The sequence below is a fragment of the Cupriavidus sp. MEYA8 genome, assembly GCF_059278825.1.
The window spans coordinates 304,344-322,089 of the sequence record NZ_CM181221.1 but is presented as its reverse complement, the minus strand read 5'-3'; the positions used below and the strand labels follow the sequence as shown (position 1 = coordinate 322,089).

The 17,746-nt window shown below is 67.4% G+C and carries 20 protein-coding genes; 5 read left to right on the top strand and 15 right to left on the bottom strand.

All coding sequences use genetic code 11. The annotated features are described in order from the left end of the window. Positions 1-14 precede the first annotated feature (14 nt). From AC5WJ1_RS01500 to AC5WJ1_RS01465, 8 genes are all read right to left on the bottom strand, one after another. Complete coding sequence (locus AC5WJ1_RS01500) at positions 15-875, bottom strand: cytochrome c oxidase subunit 3 (RefSeq protein WP_133093609.1); 861 nt, start codon at positions 873-875, stop codon at positions 15-17. A 141-nt stretch (positions 876-1,016) separates the two neighbouring features. After that, positions 1,017-1,241 carry a DUF2970 domain-containing protein gene (locus AC5WJ1_RS01495; RefSeq protein WP_133093608.1) on the bottom strand — a complete coding sequence of 75 codons (225 nt, stop codon included), beginning with the start codon at positions 1,239-1,241 and terminating at the stop codon, positions 1,017-1,019. A gap of 9 nt (positions 1,242-1,250) precedes the next feature. Continuing rightward, positions 1,251-1,883, bottom strand: a complete 633-nt coding sequence (locus AC5WJ1_RS01490) for a cytochrome c oxidase assembly protein (RefSeq protein WP_135704335.1) — start codon at positions 1,881-1,883, stop codon at positions 1,251-1,253. Positions 1,884-1,900: 17 nt separating this feature from the next. After that, complete coding sequence (locus AC5WJ1_RS01485) at positions 1,901-2,032, bottom strand: cytochrome oxidase small assembly protein (RefSeq protein ID WP_209756341.1); 132 nt, start codon at positions 2,030-2,032, stop codon at positions 1,901-1,903. A gap of 63 nt (positions 2,033-2,095) precedes the next feature. Then, complete coding sequence (ctaD, locus tag AC5WJ1_RS01480) at positions 2,096-3,703, bottom strand: cytochrome c oxidase subunit I (protein WP_135704334.1); 1,608 nt, start codon at positions 3,701-3,703, stop codon at positions 2,096-2,098. A 38-nt stretch (positions 3,704-3,741) separates the two neighbouring features. Beyond that, complete coding sequence (gene coxB, locus AC5WJ1_RS01475; RefSeq protein WP_133093605.1) at positions 3,742-4,995, bottom strand: cytochrome c oxidase subunit II; 1,254 nt, start codon at positions 4,993-4,995, stop codon at positions 3,742-3,744. Positions 4,996-5,053: 58 nt separating this feature from the next. Beyond that, complete coding sequence (locus AC5WJ1_RS01470; RefSeq protein ID WP_133094196.1) at positions 5,054-5,563, bottom strand: DUF2244 domain-containing protein; 510 nt, start codon at positions 5,561-5,563, stop codon at positions 5,054-5,056. 261 nt (positions 5,564-5,824) lie between these two features. After that, positions 5,825-6,796, bottom strand: coding sequence for a methyltransferase domain-containing protein (locus tag AC5WJ1_RS01465; protein WP_240745918.1), 972 nt, complete (start codon positions 6,794-6,796; stop codon positions 5,825-5,827). Here AC5WJ1_RS01465 and AC5WJ1_RS01460 point away from each other — a divergent pair. Further along, positions 6,785-7,627, top strand: a complete 843-nt coding sequence (locus tag AC5WJ1_RS01460; RefSeq protein WP_494476329.1) for a ComF family protein — start codon at positions 6,785-6,787, stop codon at positions 7,625-7,627. The genes AC5WJ1_RS01465 and AC5WJ1_RS01460 overlap by 12 nt on opposite strands. Before the next feature lie 62 nt (positions 7,628-7,689). Continuing rightward, positions 7,690-8,160, top strand: a complete 471-nt coding sequence (gene trmL / locus AC5WJ1_RS01455; RefSeq protein WP_494476328.1) for a tRNA (uridine(34)/cytosine(34)/5-carboxymethylaminomethyluridine(34)-2'-O)-methyltransferase TrmL — start codon at positions 7,690-7,692, stop codon at positions 8,158-8,160. 13 nt (positions 8,161-8,173) lie between these two features. Here the strand turns inward: trmL and AC5WJ1_RS01450 are convergent, their stop codons facing one another. The 5 genes from AC5WJ1_RS01450 to AC5WJ1_RS01430 all read right to left on the bottom strand — a co-directional run bounded on the left by AC5WJ1_RS01450 (position 8,174) and on the right by AC5WJ1_RS01430 (position 11,789). Continuing rightward, on the bottom strand, positions 8,174-9,151 hold the full coding sequence (locus tag AC5WJ1_RS01450; RefSeq protein WP_133093601.1) for a Bug family tripartite tricarboxylate transporter substrate binding protein: 978 nt from the start codon (positions 9,149-9,151) through the stop codon (positions 8,174-8,176). Positions 9,152-9,190: 39 nt separating this feature from the next. Further along, on the bottom strand, positions 9,191-10,207 hold the full coding sequence (locus AC5WJ1_RS01445) for an NAD(P)H-dependent glycerol-3-phosphate dehydrogenase (protein ID WP_133093600.1): 1,017 nt from the start codon (positions 10,205-10,207) through the stop codon (positions 9,191-9,193). Between the two features lie 109 nt (positions 10,208-10,316). Continuing rightward, positions 10,317-10,835 (bottom strand): protein-export chaperone SecB, encoded by a 519-nt coding sequence (gene secB / locus AC5WJ1_RS01440; protein ID WP_029046730.1) that lies wholly within the window; start codon positions 10,833-10,835, stop codon positions 10,317-10,319. A gap of 179 nt (positions 10,836-11,014) precedes the next feature. Next, positions 11,015-11,272, bottom strand: a complete 258-nt coding sequence (grxC, locus tag AC5WJ1_RS01435) for a glutaredoxin 3 (RefSeq protein WP_133093599.1) — start codon at positions 11,270-11,272, stop codon at positions 11,015-11,017. A 103-nt stretch (positions 11,273-11,375) separates the two neighbouring features. Next, the gene (locus AC5WJ1_RS01430; protein ID WP_133093598.1) at positions 11,376-11,789 is read right to left on the bottom strand and encodes a rhodanese-like domain-containing protein; all 414 of its coding nucleotides are present in this window, start codon (positions 11,787-11,789) and stop codon (positions 11,376-11,378) included. 191 nt (positions 11,790-11,980) lie between these two features. On the opposite strand from AC5WJ1_RS01430, the gene gpmA reads away from it, so the two are divergent. The 3 genes from gpmA to AC5WJ1_RS01415 all read left to right on the top strand — a co-directional run bounded on the left by gpmA (position 11,981) and on the right by AC5WJ1_RS01415 (position 15,402). Next, entirely contained in the window at positions 11,981-12,727 is a 747-nt protein-coding gene (gene gpmA, locus AC5WJ1_RS01425; protein WP_133093597.1) for a 2,3-diphosphoglycerate-dependent phosphoglycerate mutase, read from the top strand. Positions 12,728-12,928: 201 nt separating this feature from the next. After that, a complete protein-coding gene (locus tag AC5WJ1_RS01420; protein ID WP_434033209.1) occupies positions 12,929-14,518 on the top strand; it encodes a S41 family peptidase in 1,590 nt (529 codons plus the stop codon). A gap of 119 nt (positions 14,519-14,637) precedes the next feature. Then, positions 14,638-15,402 (top strand): HesA/MoeB/ThiF family protein, encoded by a 765-nt coding sequence (locus tag AC5WJ1_RS01415; protein ID WP_133093595.1) that lies wholly within the window; start codon positions 14,638-14,640, stop codon positions 15,400-15,402. Between the two features lie 21 nt (positions 15,403-15,423). On the opposite strand, the gene mnmH is transcribed toward AC5WJ1_RS01415, so the two are convergent. Further along, the gene (gene mnmH / locus AC5WJ1_RS01410; protein WP_494476327.1) at positions 15,424-16,527 is read right to left on the bottom strand and encodes a tRNA 2-selenouridine(34) synthase MnmH; all 1,104 of its coding nucleotides are present in this window, start codon (positions 16,525-16,527) and stop codon (positions 15,424-15,426) included. A gap of 11 nt (positions 16,528-16,538) precedes the next feature. Further along, positions 16,539-17,585: a selenide, water dikinase SelD gene (selD, locus tag AC5WJ1_RS01405; protein WP_133093593.1), complete on the bottom strand. Its 1,047-nt coding sequence runs from the start codon at positions 17,583-17,585 to the stop codon at positions 16,539-16,541. Positions 17,586-17,746: the final 161 nt, after the last annotated feature.

Here is a 17,746-nt window from a genome sequence, read left to right as displayed (position 1 = left end):
GCGGGTATGGCAGCTTACAGCCAGTACACCACGACGTAGAGCAACAGCCACACCACGTCAACGAAGTGCCAGTACCAGGCGGCGCCTTCGAAGGCAAAGTGGTGATCCGGCGTGAAGTGGCCCTTGAGCACGCGGCCCAGCACCACCGCCAGCATGATCGCGCCCATGGTCACGTGGAAACCGTGGAAGCCGGTCAGCAGGAAGAATGTCGAACCGTAGATGCCCGAGGTCAGCTTCAGGTTCAGGTCCTGGTAGGCGTGCATGTACTCGTACACCTGCAGGCACATGAAGATCGCGCCCAGCAGGATGGTCAGCACCATGCCCTGGATCAGCTGGTTGCGCTTGCCGGCCAGCAGCGCGTGGTGCGCCCAGGTCAGCGTCACGCCCGACATCAGCAGCAGCGCGGTGTTGATGGTCGGGATCGGCCACGGGCCCATGGTCTGGAACGATTCCACCACGCCGGCCGGCCCCAGGTTGGGCCACACCGCGGCGAAGTCGGGCCACAGGATCTTGTTGTTCAGGTCGCCCAGCCACGGCATGGCGATGGCGCGGGCATAGAACAGCGCGCCGAAGAACGCCGCGAAGAACATCACCTCGGAGAAGATGAACCAGCCCATCGACCAGCGGAACGAGATGTCGATGTTCTTGCCGTACATCCCGCCTTCGGATTCGCTGATGGCGTCGCCGAACCAGCTCTTGAGCACGAACAGGAACCACAGCAGGCCGAAGACGCACAGGTACGGCGCCCAGGATTGCCCGTTCACCCAACCGGCGGCTCCGGCACCTGTCATCAGCAGGCCGAAGCTTGCCGTGATCGGGTGGCGCGACGGGCCCGGTACGAAGTAGTACGGAGCGTTTGCGCGATTCGCACTCATTCTTTTATCTCCAGCTCAGAGTCTTTGATTCAGTATTCGTTATCCGTGCCGGTTTTCCCGGGGCCGCCCGCCTCCTGTGGACGGCCCCGTCGGCGCGGTTGTTTTTCTGCGACTGCCTTGTTGTCTACCCTTCCTGCCTTGCTACCCTGCCGCCTGGCTGACCACCATCCGGACGATGACGACCAGCACCGCGATAAACACTGCCGCGGCGATCAGCCCGGCGATGACCACATGCACCGGGTTCAGCCGCGCCATGTCGCGCTCGTGCTCCGCGCCCTTGCGCAGGCCGATAAACGACCACAGCACCGCGCGCATGGTCTGCGCGAAGGACATCTTCCGTTTGGCGGCGTCCTTGAGTTCGTCCATCGCGCCCCCTTAGCTGCCCTTGCCCGCCGGCGCCGTCGCCGGTGTCGACAATTGGCCTTCGGGAGCCTGCGCCACCGGTGTGCCCACCTCGAAGAAGGTGTACGACAGCGTAATGCTCTTCACATCCCTGGGCAGCGCGGGGTCGATCACGAACACCACCGGCATCTCGCGCGCCTCGTTCGCCTTGAGCGTCTGCTGCTTGAAGCAGAAGCACTCCAGCTTCTTGAAATACTGGGTCGCCTGCTTGGGGGCGTAGCTCGGGATGGCCTGCGCGGAAATATCGCGCGACTGCCCGTTGGCCACCTCGTAGACGATGGTCATCATCTCGCCCGGATGCACTTCCATGCTGTTCTTCACCGGACGGAAGGCAAAGGGCCCGCGCGCGTTGGAGTCGAACTCCACCGTGACCGTGCGGCTCTTGTCGACCTGCGTGTTCTTCACCGAACCGCCATGCAGCTCGCGCGTGGTCACCACGTTGATGCCGGTGATGTCGCAGATCTTCTTGTACAGCGGAACCAGCGCATAGCCGAAGCCGAACATCACGGCGACGATCACCACCAATCGCACCATCATGCCGCGGTTGAAGCGCTTGTCGGCTTCCCGCGCTTCCTGCGCTTCCCTGCCCTGCTGGTCGACGCTCATCTCGCTACCCTGCCACCTCAGCCAAGGAACACCATCTTGGCGAAGAACCCCAAAAAGAAAACCACCACGATCGACAGCAGGATCAGGCCAAGGCGCCGGTTGGCGGCCTTCGGGTCCGGGTGTGATGGGTTTTTGTCTGGAGCCTGCATGTTGTGTGACTGGCTGGCGTGGTGGCGGACATTGCCGCCACCACGCCTGGTTACGCTGGCCGCTTAGCGAACCTGCGGGGGCACTTCAAAGGTGTGGAACGGCGCCGGCGACGGCACGGTCCATTCCAGTCCTTCGGCGCCTTCCCAAGGCTTGTCCGCGGCCTTCTCGCCGCCACGGTACGACGGCAGCACCACGAAGAAGAGGAAATACACCTGCATCAGGCCGAAGCCGAGCGCGCCGATCGACGCAATCGCGTTGAAGTCGGTGAACTGGGTCGGGTAGTCGGCATAGCGGCGCGGCATGCCGGCCAGGCCCAGGAAGTGCATCGGGAAGAAGGTCACGTTGAAGAAGATCAGCGAGCCCCAGAAGTGGACCTTGCCGCGGGCTTCGTTGTACATGAACCCGCTCCACTTCGGACCCCAGTAGTAGAAGCCCGCGAACAGCGCGAACAGCGAGCCGGCCACCAGCACATAGTGGAAGTGCGCCACGATGAAGTAGGTGTCCTGCAGCTGGATGTCGATCGGCGCCACCGCCGGCATCAGGCCGGTAAAGCCGCCGATGGTGAACACGAAGATAAAGCCGATCGAGAACAGCATCGGGGTCTCGAAGGTCATCGAGCCGCGCCACATCGTCGCGATCCAGTTGAAGATCTTCACGGCGGTGGGCACCGCGATCAGCATGGTCGCGTACATGAAGAACAGCTGGCCGGTCACCGGCATGCCGGTCGTGAACATGTGGTGGGCCCACACGATGAACGACAGGATGGCGATCGAGGCGGTGGCGTACACCATCGAGCTGTAGCCGAACAGGCGCTTGCGGGCAAACGCCGGCACCACCTGCGAGATGATCCCGAATGCCGGCAGGATCATGATGTACACCTCGGGGTGGCCGAAGAACCAGAAGATGTGCTGGTACATCACCGGGTCGCCGCCGCCGGCGGCCGAGAAGAAGCTCGTGCCGAAGTGGCGGTCGGTCAGCACCATGGTGATGGCGCCGGCCAGCACGGGCATCACGGCGATCAGCAGGTAGGCGGTAATCAGCCAGGTCCAGCAGAACATCGGCATCTTCATCAGCGTCATGCCGGGGGCACGCATGTTGAGGATGGTCACGATGATATTGATCGAGCCCATGATCGACGACGCGCCCATGATGTGCATCGCGAAGATGGCCATGTCCATGCCCGCGCCCATCTGCACCGACAGCGGCGCGTACAGGGTCCAGCCGGCGGCGGTGGCGCCGCCCGGGGCGAAGAACGAGCCGGCCAGCAGCAGCGCGGCCGGAGGCATCAGCCAGAAGCTGAAGTTGTTCATGCGCGCGAACGCCATGTCGGACGCGCCGATCTGCAGCGGGATCATCCAGTTGGCGAAGCCGACGAAGGCCGGCATGATCGCGCCGAACACCATCACCAGGCCGTGCATGGTGGTGAACTGGTTGAACAGCTCGGGGCGGAAGAACTGCAGGCCCGGCTCGAACAGCTCCAGGCGGATCAGCAGCGCCAGCAGGCCGCCCGACAGCAGCATGATGAACGAGAACAGCAGGTACAGCGTGCCGATGTCCTTGTGGTTGGTGGCGAACAGCCAGCGGCGCCAGCCATGCGGGTGATCGTGCGCGTGGTCGTCATGCGCATGATCGTGCGGATGGGCGAGTGCGTCCGGGGTAGCAGTACTCATCGCAAATGCTCCTCTAATCCTGTTCTGTCTTCAGCGGGTCAGCCTGCAACGCGGTTGCCCGCGAGGCTGGCCTGCTTGGCGCCGGGCTTGGCGTCGGCCTTGGGGGCTTCGCCGCCGGCCGCGCCGCCGCCTTCGGGGAACTTGCCCGCGCGGGCACCCACGAAGTCGCTCGGCTGGATCACTTCACCCGTCTTGTTGCTCCAGGCGTTGCGCGTATAGGTCATGACCGCCGCCAGCTCGGTGTCCGACAGCTGCTTCCACGACGGCATGCCGCCCTTGCCTTCCAGCAGGATGTGCATCTGGCCGGCCTTCGGGCCATTGACCATCTTGGAGCCGTCCAGCGCCGGGAAGGCGCCGCCGCCCTTGCCGTTGGGCTGGTGGCAGACCGCGCAGTTGGCGGCGTAGACCTTCTCGCCACGCACCTTGGATTCGTCCAGCGTCCAGGTCTTGTTGGGATCGTCGGCCTTGGCCATCAGCTCTTTTTTCTTGCCGTCGACCCACTTGGTGTAGTCGGCATCGGAAACCACGCGCACCACGATCGGCATGAAGGCGTGTTCCTTGCCGCACAGCTCGGCGCACTGGCCGCGGTACACGCCGATCTTCTCGGCCTTGAACCAGGTGTCGCGCACGAAGCCGGGGATCGCATCCTGCTTGACGCCGAAGGCCGGGATCATCCAGGCGTGGATCACGTCGTTGGCGGTGGTGACGATGCGGATCTTCTTGTTGACCGGCACGACCAGCTCGTTGTCCACCTCCATCAGGTAGGTGTTGCCCTTGGGCTGCTCGTTGTTGATCTGCTCGCGCGGGGTGGTCAGGGTCGACACGAAGGAGATGCCCTCGCCTTCGCCCTTCAGGTAGTCATAGCCCCACTTCCACTGGTAGCCGGTGGCCTTGATGGTGATGTCGGAGTTGGTGGTGTCCTTCATCGCGACCACGGTCTTGGTGGCCGGCAGCGCCATCGCGATCACGATCAGGAACGGGACGATGGTCCAGACCACCTCGACCGTGATGCTCTCGTGGAAGGAAGCGGGCTTGGAGCCCTTGGCCTTGCGGTGCGTGAAGATGGAATAGAACATCACGGCGAACACCGCGACGAAGATCACCGTGCAGATGATCAGCATCATCCAGTTCAGCCAGTGAATCTGTTCGGCGATCTTGGTAACGGGCTCGGTCAGGTTGAGCTGGCGCACGGCGGGGCCGCCGGGCATGTCGCTGACCGCGAACGCCGCGTGGCTGGCAAGCAGGGACGCACCTGCCAGACAAGCTGCGGATGCCTTCTTCCACATTTTCATTTGTTATCTACCCAATTTACAGATTCAAATCTGTCCCCGCCGCCGCCCCTGCCCCCTCTCAGAGGTGGCGCAAGGCCGCTGCGAGCTCCTGCGCGAACTTGCGCCGCCGGTACGGGTCCACGTAACACCCCACCTGTACCTCACGCCCGCCCGAGCGCAGCGTCACCAGCGCGCGGAGCGATTCACCCAGTTCGACCCGCACCCAGCGCGGGTTGAATTCGTGGCGCGTCACCTGCGTGCCGCTGGCTGTCTCCACGACCAGCATGCCGTCGGTAATGCTGACGCGCTCATAGTCTGTCGCATGGCGCGCATACACAAGCAGGGCGATCCCCAGCCCGGCCAACTCGATGCTGGCAAACGGCAGCACGAGCCAGGACCCTTGCCACGCGAAAAACAGCGCGATGGCAAGCGAGACAGTGAGGATCGAGAGGTAAAACCAGCCGACCTGGCGTGGACTCAGCGAGCAATTCCGCTTCATCAGCCAGTCGTGGGGCGCGGGGAGAGGTCCGTCGTGATTTCCGCCGGAGTCACCACCTGCCGTCTGGAATGCGATACCCAAGTCTTGCATCGCCAACCACTCTGCATCGGATGCACACCCGGGACGATGGCGCCCGGGCTGCACAGTGCAGGTGCAAAACCAGGACGTTCTTGTGCCAGGGGACCACTGCGACAAACTGGCGCATTATAGGGCGCTTCCCATACACGGACAAGGGCGGTCCTTGACCATGGCGCTTGCGCGCCGCTCTATTCTGTGCATGGGAAATAGCCCGGGATGCCGCGCCAGCCCTCGCTCTGCGGCAATCTGTCGCACGCGCAAGTTAACTCTGTTTTAACCTGCCCGACGCGGCTTTGCACGCCCGATCTGGTCCAGCGGCACCACGGCGCGGCCCTGGTCGTCGAGCGCCTGGCCACCGCGCGCCGGCAGCTTCCACGCATGGCCGTAGACGATCTCGAAGGTCAGCGGGATCACCCCGTCGGCGTTGCGGCGCCGCTCCAGCGCCTGCGTCAGGGCCTGGTACCAGCGCCGGCCGCGCAGGCCTTGCGGCAGCGCGCCGGCCGGGCCGCGCAGGCCGCCGAAGGCCTGCACCTCGCGCAGCAGCGTGGCGGGCGACTCGTAGGTCACGGTCAGCGTTTCCATGTCCATCACCGGCGTGGACCAGCCGCCGTGGACCAGCATGTCGCCAATGTCGTGCATGTCGACAAAACGCAACGTATGGGGCGCGCCGTCGACTTCGGCGAAGGCCGCGCGCAGCTCGCCAAGGGTGTCGGGGCCGAACAGCGAGAACAGCACCAGCCCTTCGTCGCGCGTCACACGGTGCCATTCCGGGAACACGCGGTGCGGCTCCGGATGCCAGTGCAGCGCCAGGTTGGACCACAGCAGGTCGAAGCTCGCGGGCGCAAACGGCAGTGTGGCAAGATCGCCCTGGACCAGGTCGAACAGCGGCCGCTTGCCCAGCATGCGGCCGAGCCAGCCCGGGCGGCGCTGCGGGTCGCGCTGGCCGGCTTCGGCCAGCATCGCCCCGGAGATGTCGAGGCCGGCAATCTGCGCATCCGGGAAGCGGGCGCGCAGCGCCGCCAGCCCCTGGCCATGGCCGCAGCCGATGTCCAGCGCACGCCGCGGCGCCAGCCGGATCACCTCCATGCGCTCCTGCATGCGGCGGCCGATCTCGCCCAGCAGGAAGTCCAGCTGGCCGAAATGGCGGCTGCGCCGGTCGAAGGCGAGCCGGGTCAGGCGCGCGGGCGGCAGGAAGGCATCGTTACCAGCGGAGCTATCGGGGAGATCGGCGGCATGCAGGGACACGGACAGGCAGGGCAGCAAGAAAACCAGGAACCGGCGCGCGCGCCGGACGAACGCGGCCGCCGCGCCCGATGGGCCGCGGCCGGACGGCAAGTATACGCGCGCGCCGCGATGGGCGCCGGGAAGGCTTTCGGCGCCGCCTGGCGGGCCGCTGTGCCCGCGCTGATGCCAAGCGCCTGCGCGCTATGCGGCAGCGTGCAGCGGGATGTAGTGTGCGCACCCTGCGCGGCCGACCTGCTGCGGCCGGTACGGCGCTGCGCCGTTTGCGCGCTGGCGCTGGCCCGCCATAGCGGCTGCGCGGCCTGCGCCGCCATGCCGCCGGCGTTCGACCATGCCTGCACGCTGGGTGACTACGCCAGCCCACAGGACAGCCTGGTGCTGTCGCTCAAGTTCGGCCACGCGCTGCCGCTGGCCGACTGGCTGGCGGGCCGCCTGGCTGCCGCGCTGCCGGCGGCCTGGGCGGCGCAGCGGCTCGCGCCGCCCGACCTGCTCGCCCCGATCCCGCTGGCGCCGCAACGGCTGGCCGTGCGCGGCTTCAACCAGGCCTGGGAAATCGCCCGCCCGCTGGCGCGCCGGCTCGGCCTGCGCGCCGACCCCGTGCTGCTGCGGCGCCGGCGCGATACCGGCAGCCAGCGCGCGCTGGACCTGGCCGCGCGGCAGGTGAACCTGCGCGATGCGTTCCGGCTGACGCGGCCCGCGCGGCTGGATGGGCTGCATGTGGCGCTGGTGGACGACGTGATGACTTCCGGCGCGACGCTGCATGAGGCAGCGCTTGTGCTCAAGGCGCACGGCGCGGCAAGCGTCAGCGTGATCGTCGCGCTGCGTACGCCCTAGCCCGGATGACAGCGCCCGGTGCGCGCGTTAAGCTGCGCACCGTTCTCAAGAAGCTCCGCATCATGTTCAACGTCGTCCTGGTCGAACCCGAAATCCCGCCCAATACCGGCAATGTGATCCGCCTGTGCGCCAACACCGGCGCGCAGCTGCACCTGGTGAAACCGCTCGGGTTCCCGCTGGAAGACGCGCGCATGCGCCGCGCCGGGCTGGACTACCACGAGTACGCGACCATGCGCGTGCACGAGAACTGGGACGCGCTGATGGCCAGCGAGCAACCCGATCCCACACGCATGTTCGCGCTGACCACGCGCGGCTCGACGCCGTTCGGACAGGTAGAATTCAGGCCGGGGGACTGGTTTGTGTTTGGCTCCGAAACGCGCGGGCTGTCGCCGGAACGGCGCGAGTGGTTCCCGCCGGCGCAGCGCATCCGGCTGCCGATGCGGCCGGACAACCGCAGTCTCAATCTGTCGAATACGGTGGCGGTGGTGGTGTTCGAGGCGTGGCGGCAGAACGGGTTCGCGGGCGGTAGCTAGGCGCCCTGTCCTGCTACTCCGGCTGCACGCCCGCAGCGCGGATGACCTTGTCCCAGCGCGCCTTCTCGCTGACCATCGTCTGCCGCAGCGACGCCGGCGCGGTCCCGGCCGGCACGAAATACTGCGCCCGCATCTTGTCGCGCACGTCGGCGCTGCCAATGATCGCCACCAGTTCACGATAAAGACGATCGATCACCGGCTGCGGCGTCCCGGCGGGCGCCAGCACGGCCTGCCACGAAATCGCCTCGAAGCCCGGATAGCCCGACTCCGCCACCGTCGGCACCGACGGCAGCACCGCGGTGCGCCCGGTGGTCGTCACCGCCAGCACGCGCAGCTTGCCCGCGTTGACCTGCGGCATCGCAATGGCCGGCACCATGAAGCCCGCCTGCACCTGCCCGCCCACCATCGCCGTGGTGATCTGCGGGAAGCCGGGATACGGCACGTGCTGCAGGTCGATCCCCGCGATAGCCTTGAGCTGCTCCATCGCCAGGTGCGACGCGCTGCCATTGCCGGGCGAGCCATAGTTCAGCGCGCCCGGTTTCGACTTGGCCAGTGCGACGAACTCGCGCAGGCTATGCACCGGCAGCCGCGCGTCGACCACCAGCACATTGGGCGATGTGGCCACCAGCGTCACCGGGGCGAGCTGGCGGAAAGGGTCGTAGTTGAGGTTGCGCGACAGCGTGGGCGCGGTGACCAGCGGGCCGTTGATGGTGAACAGCAGCGTATAGCCGTCCGGCGCGGCGCGCGCCACCATGCCGGTACCGATATTGCCGCCGGCGCCGGGCCGGTTCTCGATCACCACCGGCTGGCCCAGCGCGGCGGCCAGCTTCTCGGTGACGATGCGGGCGATCAGGTCCGGCGACGAGCCCGGCGGGAACGGCACCACCATGCGGATCGGGTGCGCAGGCCACGGTTGCGCCAGCACGCCGGCGGAAGCACCGGCAGCGCAGGCGGCGGCGAGCGCGATCAGCGCGTGTCGGCGGGTAGGCATGCGGAAATTTTCTTCAGGAGGATTGGAGCGCGCGCGGTGTCATTCATCGCGCGCATCGCGCTGGAGCAACTGCGCGACCGCATCGGCGGCACCCAGGCCCTCGAACAGCACGGCGCACACCGCGCGCGCGATCGGCATCTCGACGCCGTGGGCGGCGGCCAGCTCGGCCACGGCCTGCGCGCAGCGCACGCCCTCGGCGACGTGGCCCAGGCCGGCCAGGACCTGGTCCAGGCTCTGCCCGGCGGCCAGTTGCTGCCCGACCTTGCGATTGCGCGACAGGTCGCCGGTCGCGGTCAGGATCAGGTCGCCCACGCCGGCCAGCCCCATGAAGGTCTCGACCCGTCCGCCCAGCGCCAGCCCCAGCCGCGTCATCTCGGCCAGCCCGCGCGTCACCAGCGCGGCCCGCGCGTTCAGGCCGAGGCCAAGCCCGTCGCTGGCCCCGGTGGCGATCGCCAGCACATTCTTGACCGCGCCGCCGACCTCGACGCCGGTCAGGTCGTCGCTGCCGTAGATGCGCATGGCGTGGTGGTGGAAGGCCCGCTGCGCCCGCTCCGCCAGCGATGGCACGCTGCCCGCCACCGTCAGCGCGCACGGCAGGCCCTGCGCGACTTCGCGCGCGAAGCTGGGACCGGTCAGCACGCCATAGTCGAAGCCTTCGGTGCGGCCGGCGGCGTCCAGTTCGGCGCGCACCATCTGGTGCGGCAGCAGGTGCGTGCCGGCCTCGAAACCCTTGCACAGCCACAGCATCGACACCGGCCGCGCGCTGCGCGTGGCCAGCCGGCGCGTCATTTCGCGCAGCCCGGAGACCGGCGTGGCCACCACCACGATGCCGTCCGGGTCGTCCGCGGCATGGGCCACCGCTTGCTCGAAATCGGCTTGCACCGCCAGCCGCCCGGACAGCTTCACGCCAGGCAGGTAGGCCGCGTTTTCACGCGTGGCGGCGATGGCCGCCAGTTGCGCGGCATCGCGTCCCCACAGCACCACGTCATTGGTGGCCGCGGCATGGCTGGCGAGGGCAGTGCCCCAGGCACCGGCACCGAGAAAGGTCAGTTTCATGGCAGCTCGATCGGAGAGATGATCGGAGAGATATCAGGCGCTGGAACATGCGCACAAACAAAACGGGGCCGCAGCCCCGTTCCGTAGCATGGCGCGGCAGGCCGCTCGCTTAGTGGCGAGCCTGGCTGCCGTCGGGCATCACGATGCCGCTGTTGCCGCCTTCGGCCGCCTGGGCTTCCTGCATGGCCGCCTGCAGGCGTTGCTCGTACAGCGCCTGGAAATTGATTTCCGACAGGTGGATGGCCTGGAAGCCGGCGCGGGTGATCACGTCGGCGATATTGCCGCGCAGGTACGGGTACAGGATGGTCGGGCAGGCAATGCCCAGCAGCGGGTCCAGCTGCTCCACCGGCACGTTGCGGATATCGAAAATGCCGGCCTGGTGCGCTTCCACAAGGAATGCCACCTTGTCCTGCACCTTGGTCGTCACGGTGCCGGTCACGACCACCTCGAAGATGCCTTCCTGCAGCTGCGAAGCGCCGACGTTGACCTGCACTTCCACCGACGGGGCTTCCGATTCCAGGAAGATGCCGGGCGAATTGGGCTGCTCCAGCGACATGTCCTTCAGGTAGACGCGCTGGATGTTGAAGAAGGGTTGATCGTCCTGCTGGGTGTTTTGCTGGTCGCTCATGAAAGGCTTCCGGGAGGATGGGCGTTGGGCGCGGCGGCGGCAGCTCCCGCGAGGCGCAAGGACTGGCCGGTGCCCGGTTGGAAAAGTGGAAAGCGCATATGGTACATGACGCGGGTGGCGATTTCACCCGCGCCGGCGCCCGGCCGGCCAGGAATCAGAGAGTTCTGACCGCAACGCGATCAGGCCGCCAGCAGCGACACCAGGCCGCCCTTGCGGTCCAGCGCCGAAAGGTCGTCGAAGCCGCCCACATGGGTCTCGTCGATGTAGATCTGCGGCACGGTACGGCGCCCGGTGCGCGACATCATCTCTTCGCGCTTGCCCGGTTCGCGGTCGATCAGGATCTTCTCGATCGTCTCGACCCCGCGGGACTTGAGCAGGCGCTCGGCCATGTTGCAATACGGGCACACCATGGTGCTGTACATGACGACGCGGGCCATGCGGGTTCTCCTTCAATACGAATGCGGCGCGCCTGGCGAACCGGGCGCACTGTGATGGATGCGGCGGAATTGCCTGCGGGATCCGGGGCTTGCTTAGCCGGGCTTACTTGACCAGCGGCAGACCTGCCTGCTGCCAGGCGGCGATGCCGCCCTCGAGCGCATAGATCTCACTGTAACCGGCTTCCTTCAGCGCTGCCTGGGCCTTGCCCGAGCGCTGGCCATTCTGGCATACCACGATGATGGGGGCCGTCTTGTCCTTTGCAAGACCCGCTGCGCGCGACGCCAGGTCGGCCAGCGGGGCGCTCTTGGCCTGCGGCAGGTGGCCCTTGGCATACTCGGCGGGCTCGCGGATGTCGACCACGACGGCGCCACGCTTGTTGATCAGCTGCGTGGCGGCGGCCGTATTGACGGACTTGGCGCCGGTGCTGCGCGAGATCGCAGGCCAGGCCAGCAGGCCGCCGGAGACCACGGCCAGGGCGATCAGGGCGAGGTTGTTGTAGTCGGCAAAGAAATTCACGTTGGCTTTCCGGTAGGTTGGGTCGGCGGCATTATAAAATACGCGGTTTGGCGTCCGGGCCCCTGCCGCAGCGGGCCACCCGTCATTGTCGCCTGTCCGAGACATGGGACACCCATGGAGAACTTCGGCGCACTTCGGACCAGGTGACGGCGCGGACGCACGCAGGTTACCTACTCTCTGGAAGCAGCAGCATGTACAAGCTCGTCCTTATCCGCCACGGCGAATCCACCTGGAACCTTGAAAACCGCTTCACCGGCTGGGTCGACGTCGACCTGACCGAAACCGGCGCCGCCCAGGCCCGCCAGTCCGGCAAGCTGCTCAAGGAAGCCGGCTTCGACTTCGACATCGCTTACACCTCGGTGCTCAAGCGCGCCATCCGCACCCTGTGGCACGTGCAGGACGAAATGGACCTGATGTGGATCCCGGTGCGCAACGAATGGCGCCTGAACGAACGCCACTACGGCGCGCTCGCCGGGCTGAACAAGGCCGAGACCGCCGCCAAGTTCGGCGACGAGCAGGTGCTGGTGTGGCGCCGCAGCTATGACACGCCGCCCCCGGCGCTGGAGCCGGCCGATCCGCGTGCCTCGTTCGACGATCCGCGCTACGCCAATGTGCCGCGCAACGAGATCCCGCTGACCGAGTGCCTGAAGGACACGGTTGCCCGCGTGATGCCGCTGTGGAACGAATCGATCGCTCCCGACATCAAATCCGGCAAGCGTGTGGTCATTGCCGCGCACGGCAACAGCATCCGCGCGCTGGTGAAGTACCTGGACCAGATTTCGGATGACGATATCGTTGGACTCAACATCCCCAACGGCACCCCGCTCGTGTACGAGCTGGACGCCGACCTGCGCCCGATCCGCCACTACTACCTGGGCGACCAGGAAGCCATCGCCGCCTCGCTGGCGGCCGTGGCCAACCAGGGCAAGGCGCGCTGACGCCCGCCCGGGCAGCCGTGCCGGCGCTGGTGCGCCGATGTGCGGCCGCCCACCCTGAACCGGGACGTGGCAGGTCCGTTTCCCCGCACGCCCTTATACTGTCGGACACAGGCGCCCCGCTAACCCGGTCTCCCCGGCGCCGGGCGCCCGCAGCCGGCATAATCCCCATACGTACAATCCGTACACGTTCAGGCAGCCCTCATGCGCAAGACGCTCAAGAACATCAGTCTAGTTTCTGTCGGCCTCGTCGCCGGCGTGCTCGCCACGCTGCAGATCTCGGCGACCGCACAGAACTCATCGGGCCCCCTGCCGCTGGACCAGTTGCGGCTGATGGCCGATATCTTCGGGCAGATCAAGCGCGAATACGTCGAGCCGGTCGATGACAAGAAGCTGCTGACCGAGGCCATCAAGGGCATGGTGGCAAGCCTCGACCCGCATTCGTCCTACCTGGACGAGAAGGATTTCAAGGAACTGCAGGAAGGCACCCGCGGCCGCTTTGCCGGCCTCGGCATCGAGATCTCGCAGGAAGAAGGCCTGGTCAAGGTGATTAACCCGATCGAGGACACGCCCGCGTTCCGCGCCGGCATCCAGCCGGGCGACCTGATCACCCGCATCGACGACAAGCCGGTGCGCGGCCTGCCGCTGGAGCAGGCGGTCAAGCGCATGCGCGGCGAGCCGGGCACCAAGGTCACGCTGACCATCTACCGCAAGAGCGAGGAACGTACCTTCCCGGTCTCGATCACGCGCGCCGAGATCCGCGTGCAGTCGGTCAAGGCCAAGATGCTCGACAACAATATCGGCTGGGTGCGCCTGACCAGTTTCCAGGAACGTACCGTTGCCGACCTGTCGCGCAAGCTGGCCGACCTGGCGCAGAAGAACCCCAACATGAAGGGCCTGGTGCTGGACCTGCGCAACAACGGCGGCGGCGTGCTGCAGGGCGCGGTCGGCGTGGCCGCGGCCTTCCTGCCGGAAGACTCCACCGTGGTCTCGACCAACGGCCAGGTGCCCGATGCCAAGCGTACCTACAAGGCGTCGTACAACAACTACCGCCTGTCGTCGCTGGAAGACGATCCGCTCAAGAGCCTGCCCGCGCTGTACAAGAAGATCCCGATGGTGGTGCTGACCAACGCCTACTCGGCCTCGGCTTCCGAGATCGTCGCGGGCGCGCTGCAGGATCACCACCGCGCCCAGATCATGGGCAAGACCACGTTCGGCAAGGGCTCGGTGCAGACCGTGCGGCCGCTGACCAACGACACCGGCATCAAGCTGACCATCGCGTACTACTACACGCCGAGCGGCAAGTCGATCCAGGCCAAGGGCATCCGCCCGGATATCCCGGTCGACCAGAACCCCGAGGGCGATCCGGACGACGCGCTGATCACGCGCGAGATCGACACCGAACGCCACCTGCACAACAAGCAGGAATCGGAAGAGCCGGAAATGACCGAGCGCGAGCAGCGCCGCGTCGAGGAACTGCGCCGCCTGGAAGAAGAGAACGCGAAGAAGTCGCCGGAAGAGCGCGAGAAGGAACGCCGCAAGAAGCCGGTTGAATTCGGCTCCGCCGACGACTTCATGCTGCAGCAGGCGATCGCGCAGCTCAACGGCCAGCCGGTCAAGCGTTCCAAGTCAAAGCTGGAAACCAACCCGCCGGCTGACAACGGCAAGGCGGCGAAGCCGAAGGGCGGCGCCAAGCCGGCCGCCAAACCCGCTGCTCCGGCCCCGGGCAAGCAGCCACCGGCGAGCGCGCCGATCGGCGAGCCGCTGGGGACGCCGACCGGCAAGGCGCCCTAAGGGGGGTTCCTCCCCTCTCCCGCTGAGGGGGAGAGGGAGAACACCTTGCTTAGGCTAGCTCGGGCGGCTTGGGAGCACCCAACACCGCGCTCCTCTTCTGCCTTGTTCCGGATTTCATCATGAGCGACGACGGCCTCAACGACGAACAGCTGCTGCGCTACTCCCGGCACATCCTGCTGGACGAACTCGGCATCGAAGGCCAGCGGCGCCTGCTGGCCGGCCACGCGCTGGTGATCGGCGCCGGCGGCCTGGGCGCCGCCGCGCTGCCCTTCCTGGCCTCGGCCGGCGTGGGCCGCATCACCATCGTCGACAACGACGAGGTCGACCTGACCAACCTGCAGCGCCAGATCATCCATACCACCGCCAACGTCGGCAGGCCCAAGGTCGACTCGGCGCGCGAAGGCATGCTGCGCATCAACCCGGGGCTGGACATTGTCACGGTGCCGGCGCGCGTGGGCGATGCGGAGCTGGAACAGCTGGTCGCCTCGGCCAGCGTGGTGCTGGACTGCTGCGACAACTTTGCCACGCGCCAGGCGGTCAACCGCGCCTGCGTGCACCACAACGTGCCGCTGGTGTCGGGGGCGGCGCTGCGCTTCGACGGCCAGATCAGCGTGTTCGACCGGCGCCAGCCCGAAGCGCCCTGCTACGCCTGCCTGTTCCCGCCGGCAGAGCCCGCGCCCGAAGTGGCCTGCGCCACCATGGGCGTGTTCGCGCCGCTGGTCGGCATGGTCGGCACGGTGCAGGCGGCCGAGGCACTCAAGCTGCTGGCCGGCGTGGGCGAGAGCCTGGCGGGACGGCTGCTGATGGTCAACGCGCTGACGATGGAATGGACCACAATGCGGCTGGCGCGCACGCCGGATTGCCCGGTGTGCGGCGGGCACTGATCGCGCGAATGGGGCTGCCGCTCAGTCTTGCGGCGCCGCGTGCGCGAGCAGCCAGTCGGTGACCGCGGCGCGGTCGCCGCGGAACACGATGCGCGGCTCGCGCTGCGCGCGCTGGTAGGCATACATGGGATCGTAGTAGTCGCGCAGCAGGATCTCGATCCAGCCGCGGTGCAGCGCCACGTCGCCTGACCCGGCCTGCCGCGCCAGCGCCTGCTCCAGCAACGCCGACAACTTGCCGTAGCGCTCACCCCCGAGCCGCGGCGCGATCGCCGCCATGGCTTCGCGCAGGCGGGCGGAATAGGCGTCGAAACCCATGCCGTCGCCATGCCCGGCGACGAATTCCGCCGCCAGGTCCTGCACGTAGTCGCGCAGCACGCGCTCCAAGCGTTCCTCGAAAGACGCCTCCAGCCACACCAGCGGACTGGCCTGCATGCGCTGCGCCAGCGCCTGCGGCACATCGCGGCTGCCGATAAAGCGGCCCTCGTCTTCCACCACCAGCGCGCGGAAGCGGGCCTCGATACGGCGCAGCACATCGATCGCCAGCGCGTTCTCGAAGTCCACCTGCGGCGGCTGCGCCTGCGCGCGCCGGCCAAAGGCCGAGCCGCGGTGCCGCGCATGGCCCTCGAGATCGAGCGCGGCCGGCACGTCGGCCAGCACGTCGGTCTTGCCGCTGCCGGTCATGCCGCCCAGCACCAGCCACTGCTGCGCGGCCGCCGCCTCGTCGAGGGTCGCGATCAGGAAGGCGCGCATCGCCTTGTAGCCGCCCGTCACGCGCGGGTAGTTGATGCCCGCGTCATGCAGCCATTGCTGCACCAGCTGCGAGCGCAGCCCGCCGCGGAAGCAATACAGGTAGCCGTCCGGATGCGCACGGGCAAAGTCCGACCAGCCGGCGATGCGCGCCGACTTGAGTTCGCCCGACACCAGCTGGTGCCCGAGCTCGATCGCGGCCTCCTGCCCTTTCTGCGCGTAGCACAGGCCGACGGCGTGCCGCTCGGCATCATCCATCAGCGGCAGGTTGACCGCGCCCGGAAAGGCGCCGCGCGCGAACTCCAGCGGCGCCCGCACGTCCAGCATCGGCACGCCGCTGAGAAACAGGCTGCGGAAGTCCGCGGTATCAGCACGCATGTCAGCCGGCCTCACACGACCTCGACGGCCAGCGCCGCACGCGCCACCATTTCGCCGATCGGCGTCAGCGACAGGCCGAGGCGCTGGCATTCGGCTGCGAACTCCGCTTCGCCGGCCAGCTCGACCGCCACCAGCAGCCCGCCACTGGTCTGCGGATCGCACAGCACCGCGCGCTGCGCCTCCGTCAGCGGCGTGATGCGGTGGCCGTAGCTGTCGAAATTGCGCTGCGTGCCGCCCGGCACGCAGCCCTGGCCGATGTAGTCGACCACGTCGTCGAGCACCGGCACCGCTGCGTAGTCCAGCCGCGCGGTCAGGCCGCTGCCGTCGGCCATCTCGACCAGGTGGCCGAGCAACCCGAAGCCGGTCACGTCGGTCATCGCGCGCACGCCAGGCAGGCGCCCGAAGGCGCTGCCGGGACGGTTCAGCACGCACATCCAGTCGCGCGCGAGATTGCGGTTGTCGGCCCGCAGCAGGCCCTTTTTCTCGGCCGTGGTCAGCACGCCGATGCCCAGCGGCTTGGTCAGGTACAGGCGGCAGCCAGGCGTGGCGGTGTCGTTGCGCTTCATGTGGGCGCGCTCCACGATGCCGGTAACGGCCAGCCCGAAGATCGGCTCCGGCGCATCGATCGAATGCCCGCCGGCAAGGGGAATGCCGGCGTCGTCGCAGGCGCGGCGCCCGCCCGCCACCACCTCGCGCGCCACCTCGGGCGGCAGCACGTTGACCGGCCAGCCGAGGATGGCGATGGCCATCAGCGGGTCGCCGCCCATTGCATAGATGTCGCTGATCGCATTGGTGGCGGCGATGCGCCCGAAGTCGAACGGGTCGTCGACGATGGGCATGAAAAAGTCCGTCGTCGACACGACGCCCCTGCCGCTATCCGTGCCATCGAGCGCATACACCGCTGCATCGTCGCGCGAGGCGTTGCCGACCCACAGCCGCGGATCGAGATGCTGCGCGCCGCTGCCGGCGAGGATCACATCGAGCACTTTCGGGGAGATCTTGCAGCCGCAGCCAGCGCCGTGGCTGTACTGGGTCAGGCGGATGGGACCGGTGGTCATGGTGGGCTCCGTCGCAGCGCGCCGGCCGGGGAGGAGCCACTACCCGGCCAGGCACGCCTGGATGAAGAAAGGAATTGGAATGAGAAGGGTTACTGCCTACAGCCGAACAACGTGGCAGCGCCGGGTGGCGCCGCGCGGTGGGGCTGGGCGCCCTTGCAGCA

What these genes read in the sequence shown, in the direction of transcription:
- AC5WJ1_RS01500 (WP_133093609.1), bottom strand. Translation starts at nt 875, where the DNA reads ATGAGTGCGAATCGCGCAAACGCTCCGTACTACTTCGTACCGGGCCCG.
- AC5WJ1_RS01495 (WP_133093608.1), bottom strand. Translation starts at nt 1,241, where the DNA reads ATGGACGAACTCAAGGACGCCGCCAAACGGAAGATGTCCTTCGCGCAG.
- AC5WJ1_RS01490 (WP_135704335.1), bottom strand. Translation starts at nt 1,883, where the DNA reads ATGAGCGTCGACCAGCAGGGCAGGGAAGCGCAGGAAGCGCGGGAAGCC.
- AC5WJ1_RS01485 (WP_209756341.1), bottom strand. Translation starts at nt 2,032, where the DNA reads ATGCAGGCTCCAGACAAAAACCCATCACACCCGGACCCGAAGGCCGCC.
- ctaD (WP_135704334.1), bottom strand. Translation starts at nt 3,703, where the DNA reads ATGAGTACTGCTACCCCGGACGCACTCGCCCATCCGCACGATCATGCG.
- coxB (WP_133093605.1), bottom strand. Translation starts at nt 4,995, where the DNA reads ATGAAAATGTGGAAGAAGGCATCCGCAGCTTGTCTGGCAGGTGCGTCC.
- AC5WJ1_RS01470 (WP_133094196.1), bottom strand. Translation starts at nt 5,563, where the DNA reads ATGCAAGACTTGGGTATCGCATTCCAGACGGCAGGTGGTGACTCCGGC.
- AC5WJ1_RS01460 (WP_494476329.1), top strand. Translation starts at nt 6,785, where the DNA reads ATGCAGGGACACGGACAGGCAGGGCAGCAAGAAAACCAGGAACCGGCG.
- trmL (WP_494476328.1), top strand. Translation starts at nt 7,690, where the DNA reads ATGTTCAACGTCGTCCTGGTCGAACCCGAAATCCCGCCCAATACCGGC.
- AC5WJ1_RS01450 (WP_133093601.1), bottom strand. Translation starts at nt 9,151, where the DNA reads ATGCCTACCCGCCGACACGCGCTGATCGCGCTCGCCGCCGCCTGCGCT.
- AC5WJ1_RS01445 (WP_133093600.1), bottom strand. Translation starts at nt 10,207, where the DNA reads ATGAAACTGACCTTTCTCGGTGCCGGTGCCTGGGGCACTGCCCTCGCC.
- secB (WP_029046730.1), bottom strand. Translation starts at nt 10,835, where the DNA reads ATGAGCGACCAGCAAAACACCCAGCAGGACGATCAACCCTTCTTCAAC.
- grxC (WP_133093599.1), bottom strand. Translation starts at nt 11,272, where the DNA reads ATGGCCCGCGTCGTCATGTACAGCACCATGGTGTGCCCGTATTGCAAC.
- gpmA (WP_133093597.1), top strand. Translation starts at nt 11,981, where the DNA reads ATGTACAAGCTCGTCCTTATCCGCCACGGCGAATCCACCTGGAACCTT.
- AC5WJ1_RS01420 (WP_434033209.1), top strand. Translation starts at nt 12,929, where the DNA reads ATGCGCAAGACGCTCAAGAACATCAGTCTAGTTTCTGTCGGCCTCGTC.
- AC5WJ1_RS01415 (WP_133093595.1), top strand. Translation starts at nt 14,638, where the DNA reads ATGAGCGACGACGGCCTCAACGACGAACAGCTGCTGCGCTACTCCCGG.
- mnmH (WP_494476327.1), bottom strand. Translation starts at nt 16,527, where the DNA reads ATGCGTGCTGATACCGCGGACTTCCGCAGCCTGTTTCTCAGCGGCGTG.
- selD (WP_133093593.1), bottom strand. Translation starts at nt 17,585, where the DNA reads ATGACCACCGGTCCCATCCGCCTGACCCAGTACAGCCACGGCGCTGGC.